Source organism: Ensifer sp. (assembly GCF_035999135.1).
Classification (GTDB): Bacteria; Pseudomonadota; Alphaproteobacteria; order Rhizobiales; family Rhizobiaceae; genus Ensifer.
Window position 1 is genome coordinate 1 of sequence record NZ_DASYGZ010000243.1, and the last position, 19989, is coordinate 19989.

The 19989-nt window shown below is 64.2% G+C and carries 20 protein-coding genes and 2 pseudogenes; 10 read left to right on the top strand and 12 right to left on the bottom strand.

Annotated elements, in window-relative coordinates; all coding sequences use genetic code 11:
• From putA to VGO12_RS31980, 3 genes are all read right to left on the bottom strand, one after another.
• Window positions 1-2547, bottom strand: a 2547-nt coding sequence (gene putA, locus VGO12_RS31970) for a bifunctional proline dehydrogenase/L-glutamate gamma-semialdehyde dehydrogenase PutA (protein ID WP_327516762.1), incomplete at its 3' end; no start/stop codon positions are given.
• 291 nt (window positions 2548-2838) lie between these two features.
• Complete coding sequence (locus VGO12_RS31975) at window positions 2839-3153, bottom strand: YkgJ family cysteine cluster protein (RefSeq protein WP_327516763.1); 315 nt, start codon at window positions 3151-3153, stop codon at window positions 2839-2841.
• A gap of 40 nt (window positions 3154-3193) precedes the next feature.
• On the bottom strand, window positions 3194-4000 hold the full coding sequence (locus VGO12_RS31980; protein ID WP_327516764.1) for a phosphodiesterase: 807 nt from the start codon (window positions 3998-4000) through the stop codon (window positions 3194-3196).
• Window positions 4001-4205: 205 nt separating this feature from the next.
• Between VGO12_RS31980 and VGO12_RS31985 the strand changes: the two genes are divergently transcribed.
• Window positions 4206-5240 (top strand): proline racemase family protein, encoded by a 1035-nt coding sequence (locus tag VGO12_RS31985; RefSeq protein WP_327516765.1) that lies wholly within the window; start codon window positions 4206-4208, stop codon window positions 5238-5240.
• A 92-nt stretch (window positions 5241-5332) separates the two neighbouring features.
• Here the strand turns inward: VGO12_RS31985 and VGO12_RS31990 are convergent, their stop codons facing one another.
• The 3 genes and pseudogenes from VGO12_RS31990 to VGO12_RS32000 all read right to left on the bottom strand — a co-directional run.
• Complete coding sequence (locus VGO12_RS31990; RefSeq protein WP_327516803.1) at window positions 5333-5518, bottom strand: SEL1-like repeat protein; 186 nt, start codon at window positions 5516-5518, stop codon at window positions 5333-5335.
• Window positions 5519-5539: 21 nt separating this feature from the next.
• Window positions 5540-5617, bottom strand: a pseudogene (locus tag VGO12_RS31995) (hypothetical protein); the annotation flags it as partial.
• Window positions 5618-5647: 30 nt separating this feature from the next.
• A pseudogene (locus VGO12_RS32000) lies at window positions 5648-6193 on the bottom strand (sel1 repeat family protein); the annotation flags it as partial.
• Between the two features lie 215 nt (window positions 6194-6408).
• Here VGO12_RS32000 and VGO12_RS32005 point away from each other — a divergent pair.
• Window positions 6409-7032: a FecR family protein gene (locus VGO12_RS32005; RefSeq protein ID WP_327516804.1), complete on the top strand. Its 624-nt coding sequence runs from the start codon at window positions 6409-6411 to the stop codon at window positions 7030-7032.
• 104 nt (window positions 7033-7136) lie between these two features.
• Here the strand turns inward: VGO12_RS32005 and VGO12_RS32010 are convergent, their stop codons facing one another.
• Window positions 7137-8999 (bottom strand): CHASE2 domain-containing protein, encoded by a 1863-nt coding sequence (locus VGO12_RS32010; protein WP_327516766.1) that lies wholly within the window; start codon window positions 8997-8999, stop codon window positions 7137-7139.
• Window positions 9000-9004: 5 nt separating this feature from the next.
• Window positions 9005-9709, bottom strand: coding sequence for a Crp/Fnr family transcriptional regulator (locus VGO12_RS32015; protein WP_327516767.1), 705 nt, complete (start codon window positions 9707-9709; stop codon window positions 9005-9007).
• 264 nt (window positions 9710-9973) lie between these two features.
• Here VGO12_RS32015 and VGO12_RS32020 point away from each other — a divergent pair, with 264 nt between their 5' ends.
• A complete protein-coding gene (locus VGO12_RS32020; RefSeq protein ID WP_327516768.1) occupies window positions 9974-10396 on the top strand; it encodes a DoxX family protein in 423 nt (140 codons plus the stop codon).
• 71 nt (window positions 10397-10467) lie between these two features.
• Here VGO12_RS32020 and VGO12_RS32025 read toward each other — a convergent pair whose 3' ends face one another.
• Together VGO12_RS32025 and VGO12_RS32030 are read right to left on the bottom strand one after the other, a co-directional pair.
• A complete protein-coding gene (locus VGO12_RS32025; protein ID WP_327516769.1) occupies window positions 10468-10896 on the bottom strand; it encodes an RbsD/FucU family protein in 429 nt (142 codons plus the stop codon).
• Window positions 10896-12128: an ROK family transcriptional regulator gene (locus VGO12_RS32030; RefSeq protein ID WP_327516770.1), complete on the bottom strand. Its 1233-nt coding sequence runs from the start codon at window positions 12126-12128 to the stop codon at window positions 10896-10898. The genes VGO12_RS32025 and VGO12_RS32030 overlap by 1 nt, the downstream gene beginning before the upstream one ends.
• A gap of 341 nt (window positions 12129-12469) precedes the next feature.
• Between VGO12_RS32030 and VGO12_RS32035 the strand changes: the two genes are divergently transcribed.
• The 7 genes from VGO12_RS32035 to VGO12_RS32065 all read left to right on the top strand — a co-directional run bounded on the left by VGO12_RS32035 (window position 12470) and on the right by VGO12_RS32065 (window position 19131).
• Window positions 12470-13495, top strand: coding sequence for a sugar ABC transporter substrate-binding protein (locus VGO12_RS32035; RefSeq protein ID WP_327516771.1), 1026 nt, complete (start codon window positions 12470-12472; stop codon window positions 13493-13495).
• Window positions 13496-13693: 198 nt separating this feature from the next.
• Entirely contained in the window at window positions 13694-14779 is a 1086-nt protein-coding gene (locus tag VGO12_RS32040) for an ABC transporter permease (protein ID WP_327516772.1), read from the top strand.
• Window positions 14779-15561, top strand: a complete 783-nt coding sequence (locus VGO12_RS32045) for an ATP-binding cassette domain-containing protein (protein ID WP_327516773.1) — start codon at window positions 14779-14781, stop codon at window positions 15559-15561. Before VGO12_RS32040 ends, VGO12_RS32045 begins: the two co-directional genes overlap by 1 nt.
• The gene (locus VGO12_RS32050; RefSeq protein WP_327516774.1) at window positions 15558-16178 is read left to right on the top strand and encodes a nucleoside triphosphate hydrolase; all 621 of its coding nucleotides are present in this window, start codon (window positions 15558-15560) and stop codon (window positions 16176-16178) included. The genes VGO12_RS32045 and VGO12_RS32050 overlap by 4 nt, the downstream gene beginning before the upstream one ends.
• A gap of 196 nt (window positions 16179-16374) precedes the next feature.
• Window positions 16375-17412 carry a dihydroorotase gene (pyrC, locus tag VGO12_RS32055; protein ID WP_327516775.1) on the top strand — a complete coding sequence of 346 codons (1038 nt, stop codon included), beginning with the start codon at window positions 16375-16377 and terminating at the stop codon, window positions 17410-17412.
• A gap of 11 nt (window positions 17413-17423) precedes the next feature.
• Complete coding sequence (locus tag VGO12_RS32060; RefSeq protein WP_327516776.1) at window positions 17424-18116, top strand: orotate phosphoribosyltransferase; 693 nt, start codon at window positions 17424-17426, stop codon at window positions 18114-18116.
• Window positions 18117-18204: 88 nt separating this feature from the next.
• On the top strand, window positions 18205-19131 hold the full coding sequence (locus tag VGO12_RS32065) for a carbohydrate kinase (protein WP_327516777.1): 927 nt from the start codon (window positions 18205-18207) through the stop codon (window positions 19129-19131).
• Between the two features lie 3 nt (window positions 19132-19134).
• Here the strand turns inward: VGO12_RS32065 and VGO12_RS32070 are convergent, their stop codons facing one another.
• Window positions 19135-19356, bottom strand: coding sequence for a helix-turn-helix transcriptional regulator (locus VGO12_RS32070; RefSeq protein ID WP_327516778.1), 222 nt, complete (start codon window positions 19354-19356; stop codon window positions 19135-19137).
• 3 nt (window positions 19357-19359) lie between these two features.
• Window positions 19360-19914, bottom strand: a complete 555-nt coding sequence (locus tag VGO12_RS32075; protein ID WP_327516779.1) for a DUF2975 domain-containing protein — start codon at window positions 19912-19914, stop codon at window positions 19360-19362.
• Window positions 19915-19989: the final 75 nt, after the last annotated feature.

Here is a 19989-nt window from a genome sequence, read left to right on the forward strand (position 1 = left end):
CAGCGCCGAGCAGCGCTGGCCGGCGCTGTCGAAGGCCGAGGCGATGACGTCGCCGACGACCTGTTCGGCAAGCGCCGAGCTGTCGACGATCATGGCGTTCTGGCCGCCGGTCTCGGCGATCAGCGGGATCGGCCGGCCGGCCGGCGACAGGCGATCGGCAAGCTGCGCCTGGATCAGGCGTGCGACTTCGGTCGAGCCGGTGAACATCACGCCGGCGATTTCGGGCGCGGCCACGAGCGCGGCACCGATGCGGCCATCGCCGGGCAGGAGTTGCAGTGCTTCGGCCGGGATGCCGGCTTCATGCAGGATGCGCACGCCTTCGGCGGCGATCAGCGGCGTCTCCTCGGCGGGCTTTGCCAGCACCGGGTTGCCGGCGACGAGTGCGGCGGCAATCTGGCCGGCGAAGATCGCCAGCGGGAAGTTCCACGGGCTGATGCAGACGATGGGGCCGAGCGCCTTGTGCGCCGGGCCGAGCGTACGGCGCGTCTGTTCGGCGTAGTAACGCAGGAAGTCGATCGCCTCGCGCACTTCGGCAATCGCGTTCGGCAGTGACTTGCCGGCTTCGCGTGAGATCAGGCCGAGCAGGGTCGGCATGCGCGCCTGCATCAGGTCGGCAGCGCGCATGAGGCAGGCGGCGCGTTCGGCCGGCGACACGGCAGCCCAGCTCGCGGCGGCGTTCGCGGCAAGGGTCGCGGCCTGGCGGGCATCAGCCTCGGACGCCTCGGTGACGGATCCGACGACATCGCGGTGGTCGCCAGGGTTGACGACGGCACGGGTCTCGCCCGAAGCAGGGCCGGTTGCCAGCTGCGGCACGGCCTTCCAGTCGATCGCCGCACTCGCCTGCAGCGCTGCGCTCAGCGATGTCAGGCCGGCTTCGTTGGAAAGGTCGAGGCCGGCGGAGTTGCGGCGCGTCTCGCCGAAGAGGTTGTCGGGAAGCGCGATCTGGTCGTGCGGCGCGCCGACGACCGGCATCGCCCGCACGATCTCGACCGGATCGGCGATCAGCTCGTCGACGGACACCTTCGGGTCGGCGATGCGGTTGACGAAGGAGGAGTTCGCGCCGTTTTCGAGCAGGCGGCGAACGAGATAGGCGAGCAGCGTCTCATGGGTGCCGACGGGCGCGTAGATGCGGCAGGGACGGTCGAGATTGCCCTTGCCGACCACTTCGTCATAGAGCGGCTCGCCCATGCCGTGCAGGCACTGGAACTCGTACTTGCCGACCTTGAAGTCCTTGCCGGCCATTTCGTAGATGGTCGCGAGCGACTGGGCATTGTGGGTGGCGAACTGCGGGAAGATCACGTCGGTCGCTGCAAGCAGCTTCTTGGCGCAGGCGATATAGGAGACGTCGGTGTAGATCTTGCGGGTATAGACCGGGAAGTCTTCGAGACCGTCGAGCTGGGCGCGCTTGATCTCGGCGTCCCAGTAGGCGCCCTTGACGAGGCGCACCATGACGCGGCGCTCGGCGCGGCGGGCAAGGTCGATGATGAAATCGAGCACGAAGGGGCAGCGCTTGCCATAGGCCTGGACGACGAAGCCCATGCCGGCCCAACCGGCGAGGTCCTTGTCGAGGCACAGCTCTTCGAGCAGGTCGAGCGAAAGCTCCAGGCGGTCGGCTTCCTCGGCGTCGATGTTGAGGCCGATGTCGTATTTCTTGGCGATGACGGCGAGCGCCTTCACCTTCGGCAGCAGTTCGGCCATGACGCGCGCGGCCTGCGAACGGGCGTAGCGCGGATGCAGCGCCGAAAGCTTGATCGAGATGCCCGGGCCTTCATAGATGCCGCGGCCGGCCGATGCCTTGCCGATGGCGTGGATCGCCTGCTCGTAGTCGCGGTAGTAGCGTTCCGCGTCGGCAGCGGTGGTCGCCGCTTCGCCGAGCATGTCGTAGGAGTAGCGGAAGCCCTTCTGTTCGAGTGCGCGCGACCGGCGCAGCGCCTCGTCGATGGTCTCGCCGGTGACGAACTGCTCGCCCATCATGCGCATCGCCATGTCGACGCCGCGGCGGATGACCGGCTCACCGCAACGGGCGATGAGGCGGGTGAGTGCTGCCGAAAGGCTGCGGTCGTTGACGGTGGAGGTCAGCTTGCCGGTGACGACGAGACCCCAGGTCGCGGCGTTGACGAACAGCGAGCGACCGCCGCCGATATGCGACTTCCAGTCGCCGTCGGCGATCTTGTCGCGGATGAGCGCGTCACGGGTCGCGGTATCGGGAATACGCAGCAGCGCTTCCGCCAGGCACATCAGCGCCACGCCTTCCTGGCTGGAGAGCGAATATTCCTGCACCAGGCCCTCGACACCGGAGCCCTTGTGCTTGGCGCGCAGCGCCTCGATCAGTTTGCGTGCGGTCTTGGCGGCGGCTGCGCGGGTTGGCGCGTCGAGCGTCGCCGCTTCGATCAGGGCCGGCAGCGCTTCGGTTTCCGGTCGGCGGTAGGCAGCGGTGATCGCCTGGCGCAGCGTGCTTTGCGGCCGGACCGGCGGGGCGAACTCGGCAAACGGAGCCTGCGGCGCGCTCGTCTCTGCAGTGGTCTTGTGAAGCGGTGTCTGGCTCATCGAGCGCTATCCTCCGGGACGCGGTTTTTCAAGGGCGCGGCGCGCCCCCGATCGTGGGCGGAAAATACGCTTCCTTCCGCCGTACATCCATCCGGCAAATTTTGTCTTTGGCGGAATGTTTCACCGTCCCGCGCGCATCACGCCGCAGAGGATGCGGAATGTTGGCGAAACCTCCGGATGATCCATCTGCGTGTTACCTTGGATCCGACCCGATTCAAGGGCGAAAACATGCAGCCGTTCATAAGGCTACAGCGACCTTTGCGCGTCTGAAAAGACGCGCGGCGCTCTCGATCAGGCCGCCTTGCCGAAATGCTTCTCGCGGGCCATCAGGCACTCGTCGTCACCGGGCATGCAGGTACGACAGACGATCGGCCGGATCGCATAGATCTTGCAGCCGACATGGTCGCCGAGCTTGCCGCCGAGTGCCGAGCAACGGTCGTCCTCGCAGCGCATGCCGCCGAGATCGGCGGACACGTATTCCGGCGGGATCAGATCGAGCTCCTCGTCCGTCTCCAGCGAGAAGCGCGGCCAGTCGGCCGAGTAGGCGCAGCAGGCGCCGCAGCTCTGGCAGTCGAAGGTTTCGTCGATGGATGCGGGTTCGGTCATGCGTCAACCTAGCATGAAGGCCGGCGGACCGAAATGGCCCTCAGGCGATGGTCGCATCCCGGCGGGCGATCTCGTAATCTTCCGTGTGCACCAGCACGCCGTCTTCAGTGACGACGGCGATGCCGTAGGCGGCCGGCTCGTCGACGGAGAGGGATGCGTCAGGCGCGTCGAAGGGCATCGGCTGCTGGTGCACAGGGCTCTTGAAGACCGAGAAGGGAATGCCGCGGGATGAGCCGCTGATCGTGCGGTGCACGTGACCGGCAAAGATATGGCGAACGTTGCCGTGCCGCTTGACGAGATTGTAGAACTGGACCTCGTTGGCGAGCCGGATCATGTCCATGCCGGTAAAGCCGGTCTTGTGCGGCGGGTGGTGCATGAAGAGCAAGGCCGGCCTGTCGCCGGCGTCCGCCAGCTGCCGGTCGAGCCAGGCAAGGCGCCTGGCGCAGAGCAGACCCGCATGGCTGTTGGGATAGTCATAGGGTGGTGCAAACAGGGTATCGAGCAGGATGGCGCGACAGTCGGAAAAATCGATCGCCTGCTGCACGAAGCCGTTCTCGTCGGTCGGCGTGTCCGTAAAGCAATCGACGAACACCTCGCGCCTGTCGTGGTTGCCGATGGTGATGGCAACCGGCGGAACGAGCTGGTCCAGCAGGCGCTTCAGGCGCTCGTAGGACGCACCGTCTCCATAATGGGTGAGGTCGCCCGTGAAGATCACCCGGTCGGCGTCCGCATGGTAGCGGTTGACGTGCTCGATGCCGGCGGCGAGGCGCTGGTAGGGATCGAGCCCGATGATCGTCGTGCCCTCGGGCACCATGTGCAGGTCGGTGAAAATGATCAGCTTTGTCATGGACATCCGGGAAATGGGGCTGGCCGTTCGGCCCAAGCTGTCGCGCCGCGTGCAGCGCGTCAAGCGGCAACTTTGGGGTGGTGCGTGATCGGTGAAGGCGGGTTTTCCTTGCGGACCGTGGCGGAAAGGACTAAGGCTGCCCCGTTCTGATATATCAGTCATCGCCGCCAATCGAGTGGCATGGCAAGCCAGTTGGAGAAATGGCATGCGGTGGAAGCGCACGATCCAGTTGCTGGACGTTCATTGCGAAGGCGAGATCGGCAAGGTCGCAATCGGCGGCGTGCCGAAGATCCTGGGCAATTCGATCGCCGAGCAGCTCAACCACATCAATACCGTCGATGACAGCCTGCGGCGGTTCCTGTGTCTCGAGCCGCGGTCCGGCTCGATCGGCTCGGTCAATCTGCTGGTGCCGCCGAAGCGCCCGGAGGCCGATGCCGGCTTCATCATCCTGCAGGCCGACCAGGCGCACGCCATGTCCGGCTCCAACTCCATCTGCGTGACCACGGCGCTGCTTGAATCCGGCATCATCGAGATGAAGGAGCCGGAGACGGTGGTCATGCTCGACACGGCGTCCGGCCTCGTGAAGGCGACCGCCACCTGCCGCGACGGCCGGTGCGAAAAGGTGAAGCTGACGATGGTTCCCGCCTTCGTGCACGAACTCGACGTCGAGGTCGACACGCCGAAATGGGGCAAGATCAAGCTTGATCTGTGCTATGGCGGCATATTCTATGCGCTTGTCGATGTCGGCCAGATCGGCACGACGATCGACAAGGCGAATGCCCGCGAGATCGTCGAGGCCGGCATGATCCTGAAAGATATCGTCAACCGCACGATCCCCGTCGTCCATCCGGAAATCCCGGAGATCAAGGGCGTCGCCTATGTGATGTTCCGCGATGTCGAGGCCGACGGCACCATCCGCACCTGCACCACCATGTGGCCGGGTCGTGTCGACCGCTCGCCTTGCGGCACCGGCAGCTCGGCCAATCTGGCGACGCTGCATGCGCGCGGCAAGGTCAAGGTCGGCGATGTGCTCAAGTCCCGTTCGATCATCGGCTCCGAATTCGAAGTCGGCCTTGAGGGCGTAACGACGGTTGCCGGCCGTGAGGCGATCATCCCGACGATCGCCGGTCGCGGCTGGACCTTCGGCCTGCACCAGGTGGCGCTCGACCCGTTCGATCCGCTCGCCGATGGCTTTGCGCTGACCGATACCTGGGGACCGCAGGCCGGCGAAATCCGCTAGCCGGCCGCCGCTCCCCGAACAATGTCCCAAACGAAAACGCGGGCCGAAGACCTTGATCTCCGACCCGCGTGGCCCTTGGGAGGCGTGTTCGATTACTTGATGCGGCTGGCCTTTGGCAGCATGGCTGTCTCAAACCCATCGCCAGCGCTCATCTCCGCCAGTTTCTCGCCGGCAAAGGCGTCACCCTCGTTGGCGGCCTTGCGGAAGATCGCGCGGGCTGCCGGGATATCCTTGGCGATGCCTTCGCCGGTCTGGAGCATCAGGCCGAGATTGACCATGGCGTCGACATTGCCGCGCTCCGCTGCCAGCCCATACAATTTGGCCGCGGCGCGATTGTCTTCCGGCACGAGCTTGCCCTCGTCGAGGATGACGGCGAGATTGAAGGTGGCGACGTCGTCGCCGGCAAGCGATGCCCGTTTAAACCACTCGACTGCGAGCTTGCCGTTGATCGGCGTGCCCATGCCGTCGCGGTAGGAAACGCCGAGATTGTAGGCGGCGAGAATGTTGCCGGCGGCGGCAGCCTTCTGGTTCAGCGCAAATTCGGTCGTGGTGTCGCCCTGTTCGCCGACGAGAACCGCATAGTTTGTCATGGCCAGCGCATGGCCGTGATCGGCGGCCTCGCCAAGGATGCGCAACGACTGGATCTTCTGTCCGGCCTTGTCGAGGACACGGGCCAGCTGAAACTCGGTGCGGGCGCCGCCCTTCTGGTTATAGGCCTCTCGGCAGGCCGACAGCGCCACGCCGATCTTGATGTCTTCGCTGGCAACGGCCGGGAATGCCGTGTTGCGCTGCAGGTCGAAGATGCTGCCAGCCTCGCGATCGCAGACTTCAACTGCGGAGAGCTCGGCGGCGCGGGCGGAAGGAAGAGCGATTGCGGCAACCGCCAGCAAACTGACCACGGCCAGAAACAGGGCGTTGACGATGCGGGTGCCGGAAATGCTCTTGTCTTGCATGATGCTCTCCCTTCTCTCTTGTCGCCAACCTATCCGGGCTTTCACGATAGGGCTGTTCCGGCGGGAACAGCCGGAAGCCGTAAGCTCTGGCGAAGTGAAGGGGTATGATCGAGCACGGGCGCGCGGCCCGCTTGCATCCGGCGGGACCGGGCTTATCCTTTAGAGGCCGCGATGTTGCGACAGGGAGAGAGACGATGGAAAACCGGGCAACCGCCATGCGGCAGATGCTGGTCAGTCGACGCGCCGTCGTTGGTGGCCTGTTGCTGACGGCAGTCGGCGGCGGTGTCGCCACCTCCTGGGCAAGTCCGATCATCGGCAAGGCGACCGAAGTTCGCGGCGACGTCAGACGCAGGCAGGCCGACAAGGAAGATGCCTTGACGGTGGGCGGTCAGCTCTTCGAGAACGATCGCGTCCACACCAGCGCCGAGAGCTTTGCCACCTTGAACCTTGGCACCGATACGCGCGTCTTGCTCGGTTCGGAGACCGACTTGCTCGTCGACAGTTTCATTGCCGGCCAGGGCGGTACGCTCGAACTCGGGCTCGGCCGCATGGTGTTCGACCGGCCGGAGGGATTGCCCAAGGTCAATGTGGCGGTCCGGACCGCCTTCGGCATGATCGGCGTGCGCGGCACCAAGTTCTTCTGCGGCCCGAGCCGGGCACTTTTTGCCGTCTTCGTCGAACATGGCAGCGTCTCGGTGCAGCGCGGCGGTGTGACGAAGATCGTCGCTGCCGGGCAAGGCGTGGAATTCCATCACCGGGGTGACGCTCCGAGCGATCCCGTCAACTGGGGCGAGGCGCGCATCAAGGAAGCCTATGCGAGCGTTGGCCTGGCGCGTTGATCCGCCACCATCTTCAGCCCTTCGCGATCACGACGGCCAACGCATCATAGCGCAACGCGTACGTCGCAGGCTCGCGATGTACGTTCGGACCAGCGACGGCTGCTTCAGTCCGCAACCGTAAACAGTTCCATCTCCGAAAAGCCGCGGATTTCGTGGATGCCGAGCGAGCGGAGCGGCCTTTTCCCCTCCGCGGACGCGGCCGGCCCGATGCAGATCGCGGTGCCAAGGAACTTGTTGGCTTCCTGAAGCCGGGCCGCCAGATTGATGGCGTCACCATGGGCGGTGTAGTCGAGCTTGCCGCTCGCGCCGACGTCGCCGACCACGGCCGGCCCGGTCTCGACGCCAATTCGTGTCCGGCCGAAGTGGTTGGCCGCAAACTGCGGGCGCCGGCGCATCTCTTCCGTCAGTGCATGGATCGCTTTGGCGCAGTCGATCGCCCTGTCGACGTGTTCAGGAAGATCCTCGGGTGCGTTGAAGAAGGCATGGACAGCATCGCCGACCACCTTGTCGACCATGCCGCCATGTTCGGCCACCAACGCATTGACCTCGGCAAAGTAGATGTCGAGCAGGGCGATGAGTTCGCGCGGCTTCAGCCTTTGCGACAGGGTGGAAAAGCTCTCGATGTCGGTGAAGAGCGCGGTCACCTGGCGCTCCTCGCCGGCCATGCGCGCGAGGCCCGGATTGTCGATATAGCGCGCGACGACCGATTGCGGCAGGTACTGCGAAAATGTCTGGCGGGCCGCCGCTTCCGCGCGCCGCACCCGGGCAAATTGCAGCACGCTCGTCACCGAAAGGACGACCGCCAGCGCCAGCGAAATCCCGACCGCATCGATCAGCCAGCCACTGACGTCATAGATGAGAGCGGCAGCCGCAACGACGGCTGCGATGGCTGCGACCCCGAGCATCGCCGACGCGAGCGGCCGAAGGCGCGTGGCGGCGAAGGCAAGGCCACAGGCGGCGGCAAGAGCGAAGGCCGCTTCTCCGATCGGCAGCCTGCCGTCGCGCTGCGGGATGAAACCGGTGAGGATCGCATTGGCGATGTCGGCGTGGATCTGCACCGACGGTTCGAGCGGCATCGAGGCGCTCGGGCGCAGACCGCCGAGGCTCGGCAGGCTGCTGCCGATGAGCACGAGCTTGCCGGTGAAGCGATCGGCCGGCGCCTTGCCGGACAGAACGTCGGCGGCCGAAAGGGTGCGGCCGGCGAGCTGTTCGGCATCGCTCGCAACGAAGCGCAGGCTGCCGGTTTCGTCGAGCGAAATGACCTGCCCGTCGATGCGCAACCATGCCGGATCGCCCCCGAGGATCGGCGTTCCGCCGCCCCGCATCAGCCGCGTTGCCTCGAGCGAAAGCGTCGGATAGGCGCCGTCGCCGAGGATCGCGTAGGCCTGCACCCGGCGGATGCGCGCATCCTCGTCCCCGACCAGAAACGAGGCGGCCGCAGCGCTTGCCCTGTCCATGAATGCGGCGCAGGAGGTTTCGGCACCGTCGAGAAACCAGAGCTCCGGGGCTGTGAACGGCCGGCTGAGTGCCAGCGGCGGCACCGGGCGTGGCTGTTCCTGGGTCGTGTCGGCGACGAGGAAACCAAGGACGACCGGAACCTTGCCGAGTGCATCGACAAGTGCCGCATTGCCGTTGTCGGTGTCATTGCAATCGGCGCTGAAGACGAAATCGAACGCGACGACCTTGGCGCCTCCCGCCGCGAGCCGCGTCAGGAGATCGGCGGTTGCCGCCCGGTCCCATTCGCCCGAGGGACGCGACTGGTTCGCCTGGCGGTCGATGTCGACGACGACGATGTCTGGCGATTGCGCTGCAGGCAGCCATTGCGTCAGGCTGTCGAAGAACAGCTCGCGCTGTGTTTCCAGCACCGGTTCGGCATAGAGATAGAGAGCGACGGCGACGAGCACGCTTGTCAGGAAACCGCCGGCAAGGGGATTGAGACGGAAACGCCGACGCGGCTCGGAGGCCATGCGGTCTAGTCCTCCTCGGGGTCGGCTATGCTCTGCAGGCGTCCGACCTTGCAGGCGATAATGCCGTCGTTCCTCTTGATCGCGCCGCTCTCTTCCAGCCATTGAATGGCGCGGTTGACCTTGGGCCGGCTTGCGCCGAGCACGCCGGCGATATCGGTCTGGCTCATCGTCAGCCGGAGATTGGCGCTTTCGGGCAACTCATTGCCGTGGATCTGGCGCAGTGTCGCGAGGAAGAAGCGCGCGACGCGGGCATTGAGGTCGTAGAGTGCGATGGTTTCGAGCCGCTCGGTCGTGTCGCGAAGCTGGGCGCAAAGGAAGCGGATAACCGCCTCGGCCGCTTCCCGCCGATTGGTGACGATGTCGAGGAACGGCTTCTTGGCGATGACGTAGCCTTCAGACGCGGTCATCGCCGTCGCGTCGGCAGATCGTGTCTGGCCGTCGAGCACGGCCATCTCGCCAAAGATCGCGCCGGCTTCGTGCTGGCGCAGCATCAGTTCGCGCCCCTGCGGCGTGATCAGCGACAGCTTGATGCGTCCGGAGATGACGACGATCATGTAGTTGCCTTCGTCACCGCGCTGGAAGATCACGGTGCCGGCCGGCCATTTCCGGTAGGTGGCGATGTTGGCAAGTTCGGCGACAGCGTCCTTGTCAAACTCTTCGAAAATCGGAAACGAGCGCCAGAACGCCGGGCTCCTGTTGATTTCATTCATGACATGCCCCCGCGCGGCGTTCCCCTGCCGCGCTGAAATACTTCGCCCAGCCGCCCCGTCGTTGCAACCGAAAAGAACGAATGACCGTCGATGGCGTGCCTCTCCTTGGATCCGGGCACCGTGGCGGGCGCGCGGAGATGAGGTTGACGATCCGCGTTGGTCGTTTCATTTTTGTGAACGATGTGTCGCTCGCGGCGCGGCTAGATGAATTTGAAAATGCTGATACTTCTGTTGCCAACGCATCTTTTCTCACAGGAGTCTTCCATGTCTCAGAATGTTGTCGTCCTCGTCGGACGCGTCCTGCTCTCGATCATGTTCATCATGGCCGGTTTCGGCAAGCTTACCGACCCGTCGGCCACCGCCGGCATGATCACCGGTGCCGGCTGGCCGGCTGCGACGCTGCTCGCCTATCTCGCCGGTGCCTTCGAGCTGGTTGCCGGCCTTGCCGTTCTCGTCGGTTTCCAGACGAAGATCGCCGCTTACCTTTTGGCCGCCTTCACGCTCGTGACCGCCTTCGTCTTCCACAGCGGCGCCATCAATATCCCGACCTTCCCGCCGGAAGCCAACGGTCTGCTCAGCGTCTTCAACGGCCTGATGATGATGAAGAACATCTCGGTCGCTGGCGGCTTCCTCGTGCTTGCCGCCTTCGGTCCCGGCGCCCTGTCGATCGACAAGCGCGGCGCCTGAGGCGCGCATTTCACGTTACAAAATGCAAGGCCCGCCGCTTCGTCGGCGGGCTTTTTCGTCTATGCGCGGTCTCAGGGATAGATCACGCCCTTGCGCAGGATGACGTTGCCGTAGAGCCTCGGCTCGCTGGTCTGCACCACGGTGTGGGCGGCTTTGACCCGCGGGTAGAAATCCGCACCGAGCAGGGGGACGACGCGCCTTGCCGGCTCGTGCCGGCCGCAGCATTCGATGATCTCGCGGTGGACCGGGTCGAGCGCGTTCTTGTCCTGCTTCACCGTCGCGCGGAAGATCGCATCGGGCACGAAATCGTCGATCGGCAGCACGCTGAGGATCGCGTCGAGCACCGGGATCAGGCCATGGCCGTCGAGCCGCACCAGCCGGCGCGCATGTTCCTGACCCGGGTAATTGCCGTCGACCAGCGCGATCTCGTCGCCGTGTCCCATGGCGCGCAGCGTGGCGAGCAGTTCGGGACTGAGGATCGGGTTTAGTCCTTTCAGCATCAGCCGAGCTCCTTGAAGAGAACATTGGTGTCGAGCAGGTAGCGCGAAAACAGCGGCAAGCTGGCGCCGCCGATGGCACGCGCCTGGCTGCCGACGAGGCCTTCCACCAGTTCCGGGACGGTGACGCCCTGCAGGTCGAGGTCGAGAAGCGCCTTGCGGGTGGCCGAAAGCAGCCGCGCCCGCACCCAGGGCGGAAATCCGCCGTCTATGACGACGGCTGAAAAGTCGACGATCGAAACCGCCGAAACCACGGCCTGGGCCAGCGCCGCGCCGCAATCGTCGATCCAGATGTCGAGCGGCTCGCCGAAATCGATCCAGTCGTCGGCCGAGTACCAGAGCGGCCGCGGATCGATGCCGCGTTCACGCAAAAGGTTTTCGAGTACGAAGACCGAGGCGATCTTCAGCAACTGGATGGTCTTGCCGTCCTTGCCCGAGACTGGCAGCGGGCCGACCGCGCCGGCCGTGCCGGTGCGCCCGGAAAACAGCGCCGAGTTCAAGACGATGCCACCGCCGATGAACGAACCGATGTAGAAGTAGACGAAATCCGGATAGCTGGCGCCGACGCCGAAGGCGAGTTCGGCGCCGCAGGCGCTGGTGCCGTCATTCTGGAGGAAGACCGGATAGGCGGTGCGGACGGAGACGGCCGCCTGCAGGTCGATGTCCCGCCACTTGTTCATTTCTTCCCGTGGCGCGCCCACTTCCTCCGCCCAGTTCCACAGCTCGAAGGGTGTGGCGATGCCGACGCCCGCGATCCGCTTGCGCTGGTCGGGCGGCAATTGCTTCTCAAGCTTGTCCATGCCCGAAATGATGAAGTCGACGAGATCGCCGGGCAGCGGATAGGGGTGCACGTGGTGGAGGTGGAGCCGGATGTTGCCGACGAAATCCATCAGCACGAGATCGGCGCTGCGCCGGCCGATCTTGACGCCGAAGGAGTAGACGGCGTCCGGGTTGAGCCGCATCGGCGTCGAGGGCTGGCCGACCCGGCCGCGCACGGGCGCACCCTTGGTGAGCAGGCCGTCGCTCTCGAGCGCCCGCATGATCACCGAAACGGTCTGCGCCGAAAGCCCGGACCGCCGGGCGATGTCGGCCTTGGAAAGCTCGCCGTGACGCCGCACCAGCGACATCACCAGACGCTCGTTATAGGCACGCACGCGCGTTTGATTGGCCCCGCCGCTCGGGTCGATGACCTCAGGTTGCATCGGCCCCTTGTCGGGACCGTCTGTCAGTGACATGCCACCGTCTCCTCCCGTTGGCACACGATCAATCGGGCGGGACGCGGTCAACGCCGCATGCATCTTTCCTCATCCCGCTCTGGTGCCTGCCTGGCGCAGGTCTGTACTTTCCACTTGTGGCCGCTCTGTCAAATGCACCGGCGCTTCGGCGGCCGGCCGTGACGTCGGCCATGGAAGAATGCCACATCGAAATAATAATTCAATTTGATTTATTTATTGACACCCCGGAATTTTAGTGTTTGTTTTTATCTCGGAAGCGTTTGTCGCAGCGGAGGAGAATGCTGCGCCGGCGTGGCCTGGGCCGGTCCGCCGGCACGATTTTCAATCCTTGGGAGGATTTCATGAAGAAGACTGTTCTTTCCGCTGCTTTCGGCGCGCTGTCGCTTGGCGTTGTCTTCGCCATGCCCGCGCAAGCCGCCGATGTTGGCGCCTGCCTGATTACCAAGACCGACACCAATCCCTTCTTCGTCAAGATGAAGGAAGGTGCGACCGCCAAGGCGCAGGAACTCGGCGTGACGCTGAAGTCCTATGCCGGCAAGATCGACGGTGACCATGACAGCCAGGTGGCTGCGATCGAATCCTGCATCGCCGATGGCGCAAAGGGCATCCTGATTGCAGCTTCCGATACCAAGGCGATCGTCGACCAGGTGAAGAAGGCGCAGGAAGCCGGTCTTCTGGTCATCGCGCTCGACACGCCGCTTGATCCGGCAACCGCTGCCGATGCGACATTTGCCACCGACAACCTGCTTGCCGGCAAGCTGATCGGCCAGTGGGCCGCCGCCACCATGGGTGATGGCGCCAAGACCGCCAAGATCGGCTTCCTCGATTTGACGCCGTCGCAGCCGACCGTCGATGTCCTGCGTGACCAGGGTTTCATGATCGGCTTCGGTATTGACCCGAAGGATCCGAACAAGATTGGTGACGAAGATGATCCGCGCATCGTCGGCCACGACGTCACCAACGGCAACGAGGAAGGCGGCCGCAAGGCCATGGAAAACCTTCTGCAGAAGGATCCTGAGATCAACGTGATCCACACCATCAACGAGCCGGCCGCTGTCGGCGCCTACCAGGCGCTCAAGGCTGTCGGCAAGGAGAAGGACGTGCTGATCGTGTCGGTTGACGGCGGTTGCCCGGGTGTCAAATCGGTCGCTGAGGGCGTCATCGGCGCGACCTCGCAGCAGTACCCGCTGGCGATGGCCGCGCTTGGTATCGAGGCGATCAAGAAGTTCGCTGACACCGGTGAAAAGCCGAAGCCTACCGAAGGCAAGGACTTCTTCGACACTGGCGTTTCGCTCGTCACCGACAAGCCGGCCGCCGGCGTCGAATCGATCGACACCAAGGTCGGCACGGACAAGTGCTGGGGCTGAGTGCCCGGCTTTGAACGTCACCACGACACTGTAACGCAAGGGCGGCCCCGGCCGCCCTTCGCGTAAGCGCCGATGTCTTTGACAAGGCGAAGAAAACCGCGCAGCTTTTAAAGAGTGCTATTGCCCGCGTCTTGGTGGGCGGGCTGTGCACGACACCATCGCAACCCCTTGGGAGTGGGGTTCACGGGAGGAAGGTCCATGGGCGAGCCCAACACAGCCGCACAGCCATCTCAGGAATTCGAAAAGGTCCTGGTCAACAGTTCGACGCAGGTCGCGTCGTTCGACACGCATGACAAGACGCCGATCCAGAAGATCCAGCATTTCCTGCACTCGACGCCGGCCGCCGTGCCGTTCATCGTGCTGGTTGCCGCGATCCTGATTTTCGGCATCGCCATCGGGGGCAAGTTCTTCTCGTCCTACACGTTGACGCTGATCCTGCAGCAGATCGCCATTGTCGGCATCCTCGGGGCGGCACAGACGCTGGTCATCCTGACGGCCGGCATCGATCTTTCGATCGGCGTGATCATGGTGCTTTCGGCCGTCATCATGGGCAATTGCGCCGTGACCTACGGCCTGCCCGCGCCGATCGCGATCTTCCTCGGCTTCGTTGTCGGCGGCGCCTGCGGTTTCCTCAACGGTTTCCTCGTCTCCCGCGTCAAGCTGCCGCCGTTCATCGTAACGCTCGGCACCTGGTACGTGATCATGTCGACGAACTTCATCTACTCGGCCAATGCGACGATCCGCGAGGCGGATGTGACGGCCGTCACCCAAATGCTCCACGTCTTCGGCGTCAGCTTCAAGGTGGGCTCCGCCGTCTTCACGCTCGGCGTGGTGATGATGGTCGTGCTGGTGCTCGGCCTCTGGTACGCGCTCAATCACACGGCCTGGGGGCGGCATCTCTATGCCGTCGGCGACGATCCGGAAGCGGCCAAGCTTTCAGGTATCCGCACCAGCCGGGTGCTGCTCAGCGCCTATACGTTGGCGGGCCTGATCGCAGCGCTTGCCGCGTGGGTCTCGATCGGCCGCAACGGCTCGATTTCGCCGTCGGCTGCGGTCACCGACTACAATCTTCAGGCCATTACCGCAGCGGTGATCGGCGGCATCTCGCTCTTCGGCGGCCGCGGTTCGATCCTTGGGACGCTGATCGGTGCGATGATCGTCGGTGTCGTCTCCATGGGTCTCAACATGATGGGCGCCGATCCGCAGTGGAAAGTGTTCCTCACCGGCGTCCTGATCATCACCGCCGTCGCAATCGACCAATGGATCAGAAAGGTAGCAGGCTGATGGCTCAAGAACCCATTCTCACCGCGCGCGGCCTGGTCAAGCGTTACGGCCGGGTCACCGCCCTCGACCATGCCGACTTCGATCTCTATCCCGGCGAAATCCTGGCCGTCATCGGCGATAACGGCGCCGGCAAGTCCTCGATGATCAAGGCGATCTCCGGCGCCATCACGCCGGACGAGGGCGAAATCCGGCTCGAAGGCCAGCCGATCAAGTTCCGTTCGCCGATGGAGGCACGCACCGCCGGCATCGAAACGGTCTACCAGAACCTGGCGCTGTCGCCGGCGCTGTCGATCGCCGACAACATGTTTCTCGGCCGCGAGATCCGCAAGCCCGGGATCATGGGCAAGCTGTTCCGCACACTCGACCGTTCGGCGATGGAACAGAAGGCGCGGGCAAAGCTTTCCGAGCTCGGCCTGATGACGATCCAGAACATCAACCAGGCGGTGGAAACGCTGTCAGGCGGCCAGCGCCAGGGTGTGGCGGTGGCGCGTGCGGCAGCCTTCGGCTCCAAGGTGGTGATCATGGACGAGCCGACCGCAGCCCTCGGCGTCAAGGAAAGCCGGCGGGTGCTGGAACTGATCCTCGACGTGCGCTCGCGTGGTCTGCCGATCGTCTTGATCTCGCACAACATGCCGCATGTATTCGAGGTGGCCGACCGCATCCACATTCATCGGCTCGGCAAACGGCTCTGCGTCATCAACCCGAAGGAGCACACGATGTCGGACGCCGTCGCCTTCATGACTGGGGCGAAGGAGCCGCCGCGCGAGGCGCTCGCGGCATGAACGTCGAGCCGATCGCAAGCGAAATCCTGAAACGGGCGGCCGATGCTGCCCGTTTCGTCGTCGCCATTGCCGGGCCGCCCGGTGCCGGCAAGTCGACGCTGGCCGAGGGGCTCGCCGAGGCCCTGGTCGCCCGCGGCGAGAAGGCGGCGGTGCTGCCGATGGACGGTTTCCACATGGACAATGCGGTGCTGGAAGAAAAGGGTCTGCTGCCGCGCAAGGGCGCGCCGGAGACTTTCGACGTCAGGGCCTTCCTGTCGACAATAGCGGCGGTGCGCGCCAACGATGGCGAAGTGCTTGTCCCGGTGTTCGACCGTTCGCGGGAACTGGCGATCGCGTCCGCCCGGATCGTGGCGTCGGAGACGCGCATCGTCCTCGTGGAGGGCAACTATCTGCTGCTTGACGAGGCACCGTGGAACGGGCTTGAGGGCGCCTTCGACTTCACGATCTTCATCAATCCCGGTGTCGAGGAGCTGGAGCGGCGGCTTCTGAAGCGCTGGTTCGATCACGGCTATGACGAGGAGGCGGCCAAGCGCAAGGCGTTCGGCAACGACATCCCGAATGCGCATCGCGTGGTCGACCATCAGCGGCGCGCGGATCTGGTGCTTGCGGATTTCTGAACGATGGTCGGATTGCGGATTGTCTTCCCGGGCGCATTGGTGTTATCGAGACGCGGTTCCACCACATGAGTAACCGCCCGTCACCCGCACCTGCCGGCTGCACAGCCGCGCGCGCGGATCGGGCGCGAGCACCGCAGAGGGGTACATGCACGCGGCTTCCGCCTGCATCCCGCTCGGACCTAGGAGAACGCTGACCATGCAAGACCTCGTTATCCGCCGGCCGGATGATTGGCACCTTCACCTGCGCGACGGCGACATGCTGAAGGGCGTCATCGCCGATACCAGCCGCCACTTCGCCCGCGCGATCATCATGCCCAACCTGGTGCCGCCCGTCGTCACCACCGCAGACGCTTCGGCCTATCGCGAGCGCATCGTTGCTGCGATCCCCGCCGGCGACCGCTTCGAGCCGCTGATGACGCTCTACCTCACGGCAGGTACAAACCCAGACGATGTCGAGGCCGGTCACCGCAGCGGTCTCGTCAAGGCCGTCAAGCTTTATCCGGCAGGTGCGACAACCAATTCGCACAGCGGCGTTCGCAATATCGATGAGGCCATGCCGGTGCTGGAACGCATGGCGAAGATCGGCCTGCCGCTCTGCGTGCACGGCGAAGTGACGTCCGCCGACGTCGATATCTTCGACCGCGAGGCGGTGTTCATCGAGACCGTGCTCGACCCCTTGCGCAAGCGGTTGCCCGAACTCAAGGTGACGATGGAGCACGTCACCACCAAGGACGGCATCGACTACATCAAGGCATCGAAGGCGAACCTCGCCGGCTCGATCACCACCCATCACCTGATCATCAACCGCAACGCCATCCTCGTCGGCGGCATCAAGCCGCATTATTACTGCCTGCCGGTCGCCAAGCGCGAAAACCACCGACTGGCGCTGCGCGCTGCTGCCGTCTCCGGTGACAAGCGCTTCTTCCTCGGCACGGACTCGGCCCCGCATGTCGACCCGCTGAAGGAATGCGCCTGCGGCTGCGCCGGCATCTACACCTCGATCAACACCATGAGCTGCCTGGCGCATGTGTTCGAAGAAGAGGACGCGCTCGACAGGCTCGAGGCCTTCGCGTCGCTGAACGGTCCCGCCTGGTATGGCCTGCCGGTCAACGAAGAGACGATCACGCTCCGCAAACAGGCCGAAGCCGTCGCCTATCCCAAGAAGATCGAGACCGGCGCCGGTCCGGTCACCGTTTTCGATCCGATGTTCCCGCTGCACTGGGCTGTTGTCTGAAGGAGAGTTTGATGTTTTCCAACGCGTTCACCGACAAGGCCGTCATGGCCGAGCTGGTCGCCAAGATGCTCTGGGAGATCAAGGCCGTGCACTTCAGCGCCGACAAGCCCTACAAGCTGTCGTCGGGCATGGCGAGCCCCGTCTATATCGACTGCCGCAAGCTGATCTCCTATCCGCGCATCCGCTCGGCGGTGATGGATTTCGCTGCCGCAAGCATTCTGCGCGAAGCCGGTTTCGAGCAGTTCGACGTGGTCGCCGGCGGTGAAACCGCGGGCATTCCCTTTGCCGCCATGCTGGCCGAGCGCCTCGGCCTGCCGATGATCTACGTGCGCAAGGCCCCCAAGGGCCACGGCCGCAACGCCCAGATCGAAGGGCACATGCCCGAGGGCGCCCGCGTGCTCGTGATCGAGGATCTGACCACGGCCGGCGGCTCGATGTTCAAGTTCATCGATGCCATTCGCGCTGCCGGCGGCATCGTCGACCACGGCATTGCGCTCTTCTACTACGACATCTTCCCCGAAGCGGTCGGCGAAATGAAGGGCAAGGGCGTCGATCTGCACTGGATCGCCACCTGGCGCAACGTGCTTGCGGTCGCCCGCGAGCAGAAGCTGTTCGACGAGAAGACGCTGGGTGAAGTCGAGGCTTTCCTCAACGCCCCGCTCGCCTGGTCCGGGCGCAACGGCGGCGTCAGCGCCCTGGCGTAATATCCGGCAGGCCCCGGCCATGCCGGGGCCTCGCCATTCCGAGCTACCGTTTTTAAATCGATTGAAATCCATTGAGGAGGAAGAGCCGATGATCGTATGTTGCGGTGAAGCACTGATCGACATGCTGCCGCGGGATACGACCGCGGGCGAGAACGCCTTTGCGCCCTATGCCGGCGGGGCGATCTTCAACACCGCCATCGCGCTCGGTCGCCTCGGAATACAGACGGGCTTCTTCACCGGCCTTTCCGACGACATGTTCGGCGATATCCTGCGCGAGACACTGAAGGCGGCGAATGTTGATTTCGGTCCGTGCGCCACCCTCTCGCTGCACACGACGCTCGCCTTCGTCAAGCTGGTCAACGGCCACGCAAGCTACGCCTTCTTCGACGAAAACACCGCCGGCCGCATGATTACATCGGAGCACCTGCCAGCGCTCGGCGACTTCTGCGAGGCGCTGCACTTCGGCGCGATCAGCCTGATCCCCGAGCCCTGCGGCTCGACCTACGAGGCGCTGATGACGCGGGAGCACGCAAAGCGCGTCATCTCTTTCGACCCGAACATTCGTCCCGGCTTCATCAAGGACAGGGACGCCCATCTCGCCCGCATGAACCGGATGGCGGCGATGTCCGACATCATCAAGTTTTCCGACGAGGATCTTGCCTGGTTCGGCATGGAAGGCAGCCATGATGATCTGGCTGCCGAATGGCTGAAACGTGGACCGAAGCTGGTGCTGGTGACCAAAGGCGCCGATGGCGCCGTCGGCTACACCGCACGCCACAAGGTCGAGGTGGCGGGCGAGCGCGTGACGGTGGTCGACACGGTCGGCGCAGGCGATACCTTCGACGCCGGCGTGCTGGCGTCGCTGAAGCTTGCCGGTCTGCTCACCAAGGCCGATGTCGCCGATCTTGGCGAAACCGCCGTTTACAATGCGCTGGCGCTCGGCGCCAAGGCGGCGGCCGTGACCGTTTCGCGCGCCGGCGCCAACCCGCCGTGGAAACACGAAATCGGGCTCTGAGCCTTACGGGCCTTCCTCAGTTTCGGGGCGATACTCCAGAATATCGCCCGGCTGGCATTCGAGCACGGCGCAGATCTTCTCCAGCGTGTCGAAGCGCACGCCCTTTACCTTGCCTGATTTCAACAGCGAGATGTTTTGCTCCGTGATGCCCACCTGCTCGGCGAGGTCACGCGAGCGGACTTTGCGCTTCGCCAGCATGACATCGAGATTGACGATAATCGGCATCCGTCAGACGAAGCTCCTGTTTTCGTCTTCCACCCCAGATGCGATGACCATGACATGTCCAAGGCCGACGACGAGGCCGGCCATCAACAGCACGATGATCGTCCCGCCGCTGATATCGAAGGCGACCGCATGTCCTGATGCACCCGGATTGTCGTAGGTGACGGCGAGAATGCCGATGCCGTTGCTGACCGTCATGCATAAGGCTCCCGCAAGCGCTGTCAGCCCGACGCGACGCAAGAGCACGCCGTTGCGGCCGGAGAGGATTTCTCCGCGCTGGAAACTGTCGAAAAGCTGCCAGGCGAAGGCGAGGCCGGCAATGACCAGCGCGTTGTTGATGGCGGTCAGGAAGACGACGGTCGCGATGGCACGGTAGGACAGGGTGATGATCTCGACGCGTGGAAAGACGACGTCGCGAATGCCCTGCTCGAAGCCCTGCCGGTCGAAAAAGATCTGCCAATGTCCGTAAACGACGGCCGAGCAGAACACTGCTCCGCACAATACGATCATCAGCTTCATAATGCGGCTGAGCTTTCGCAGCCTCTCGGCGCTCTCCGTCATGCAAATTCCTTTATCGTTTGACTTGCATTTTTATCGTAAAACAATAAATATTTCTCGTCAATTGTGATTTTGGTG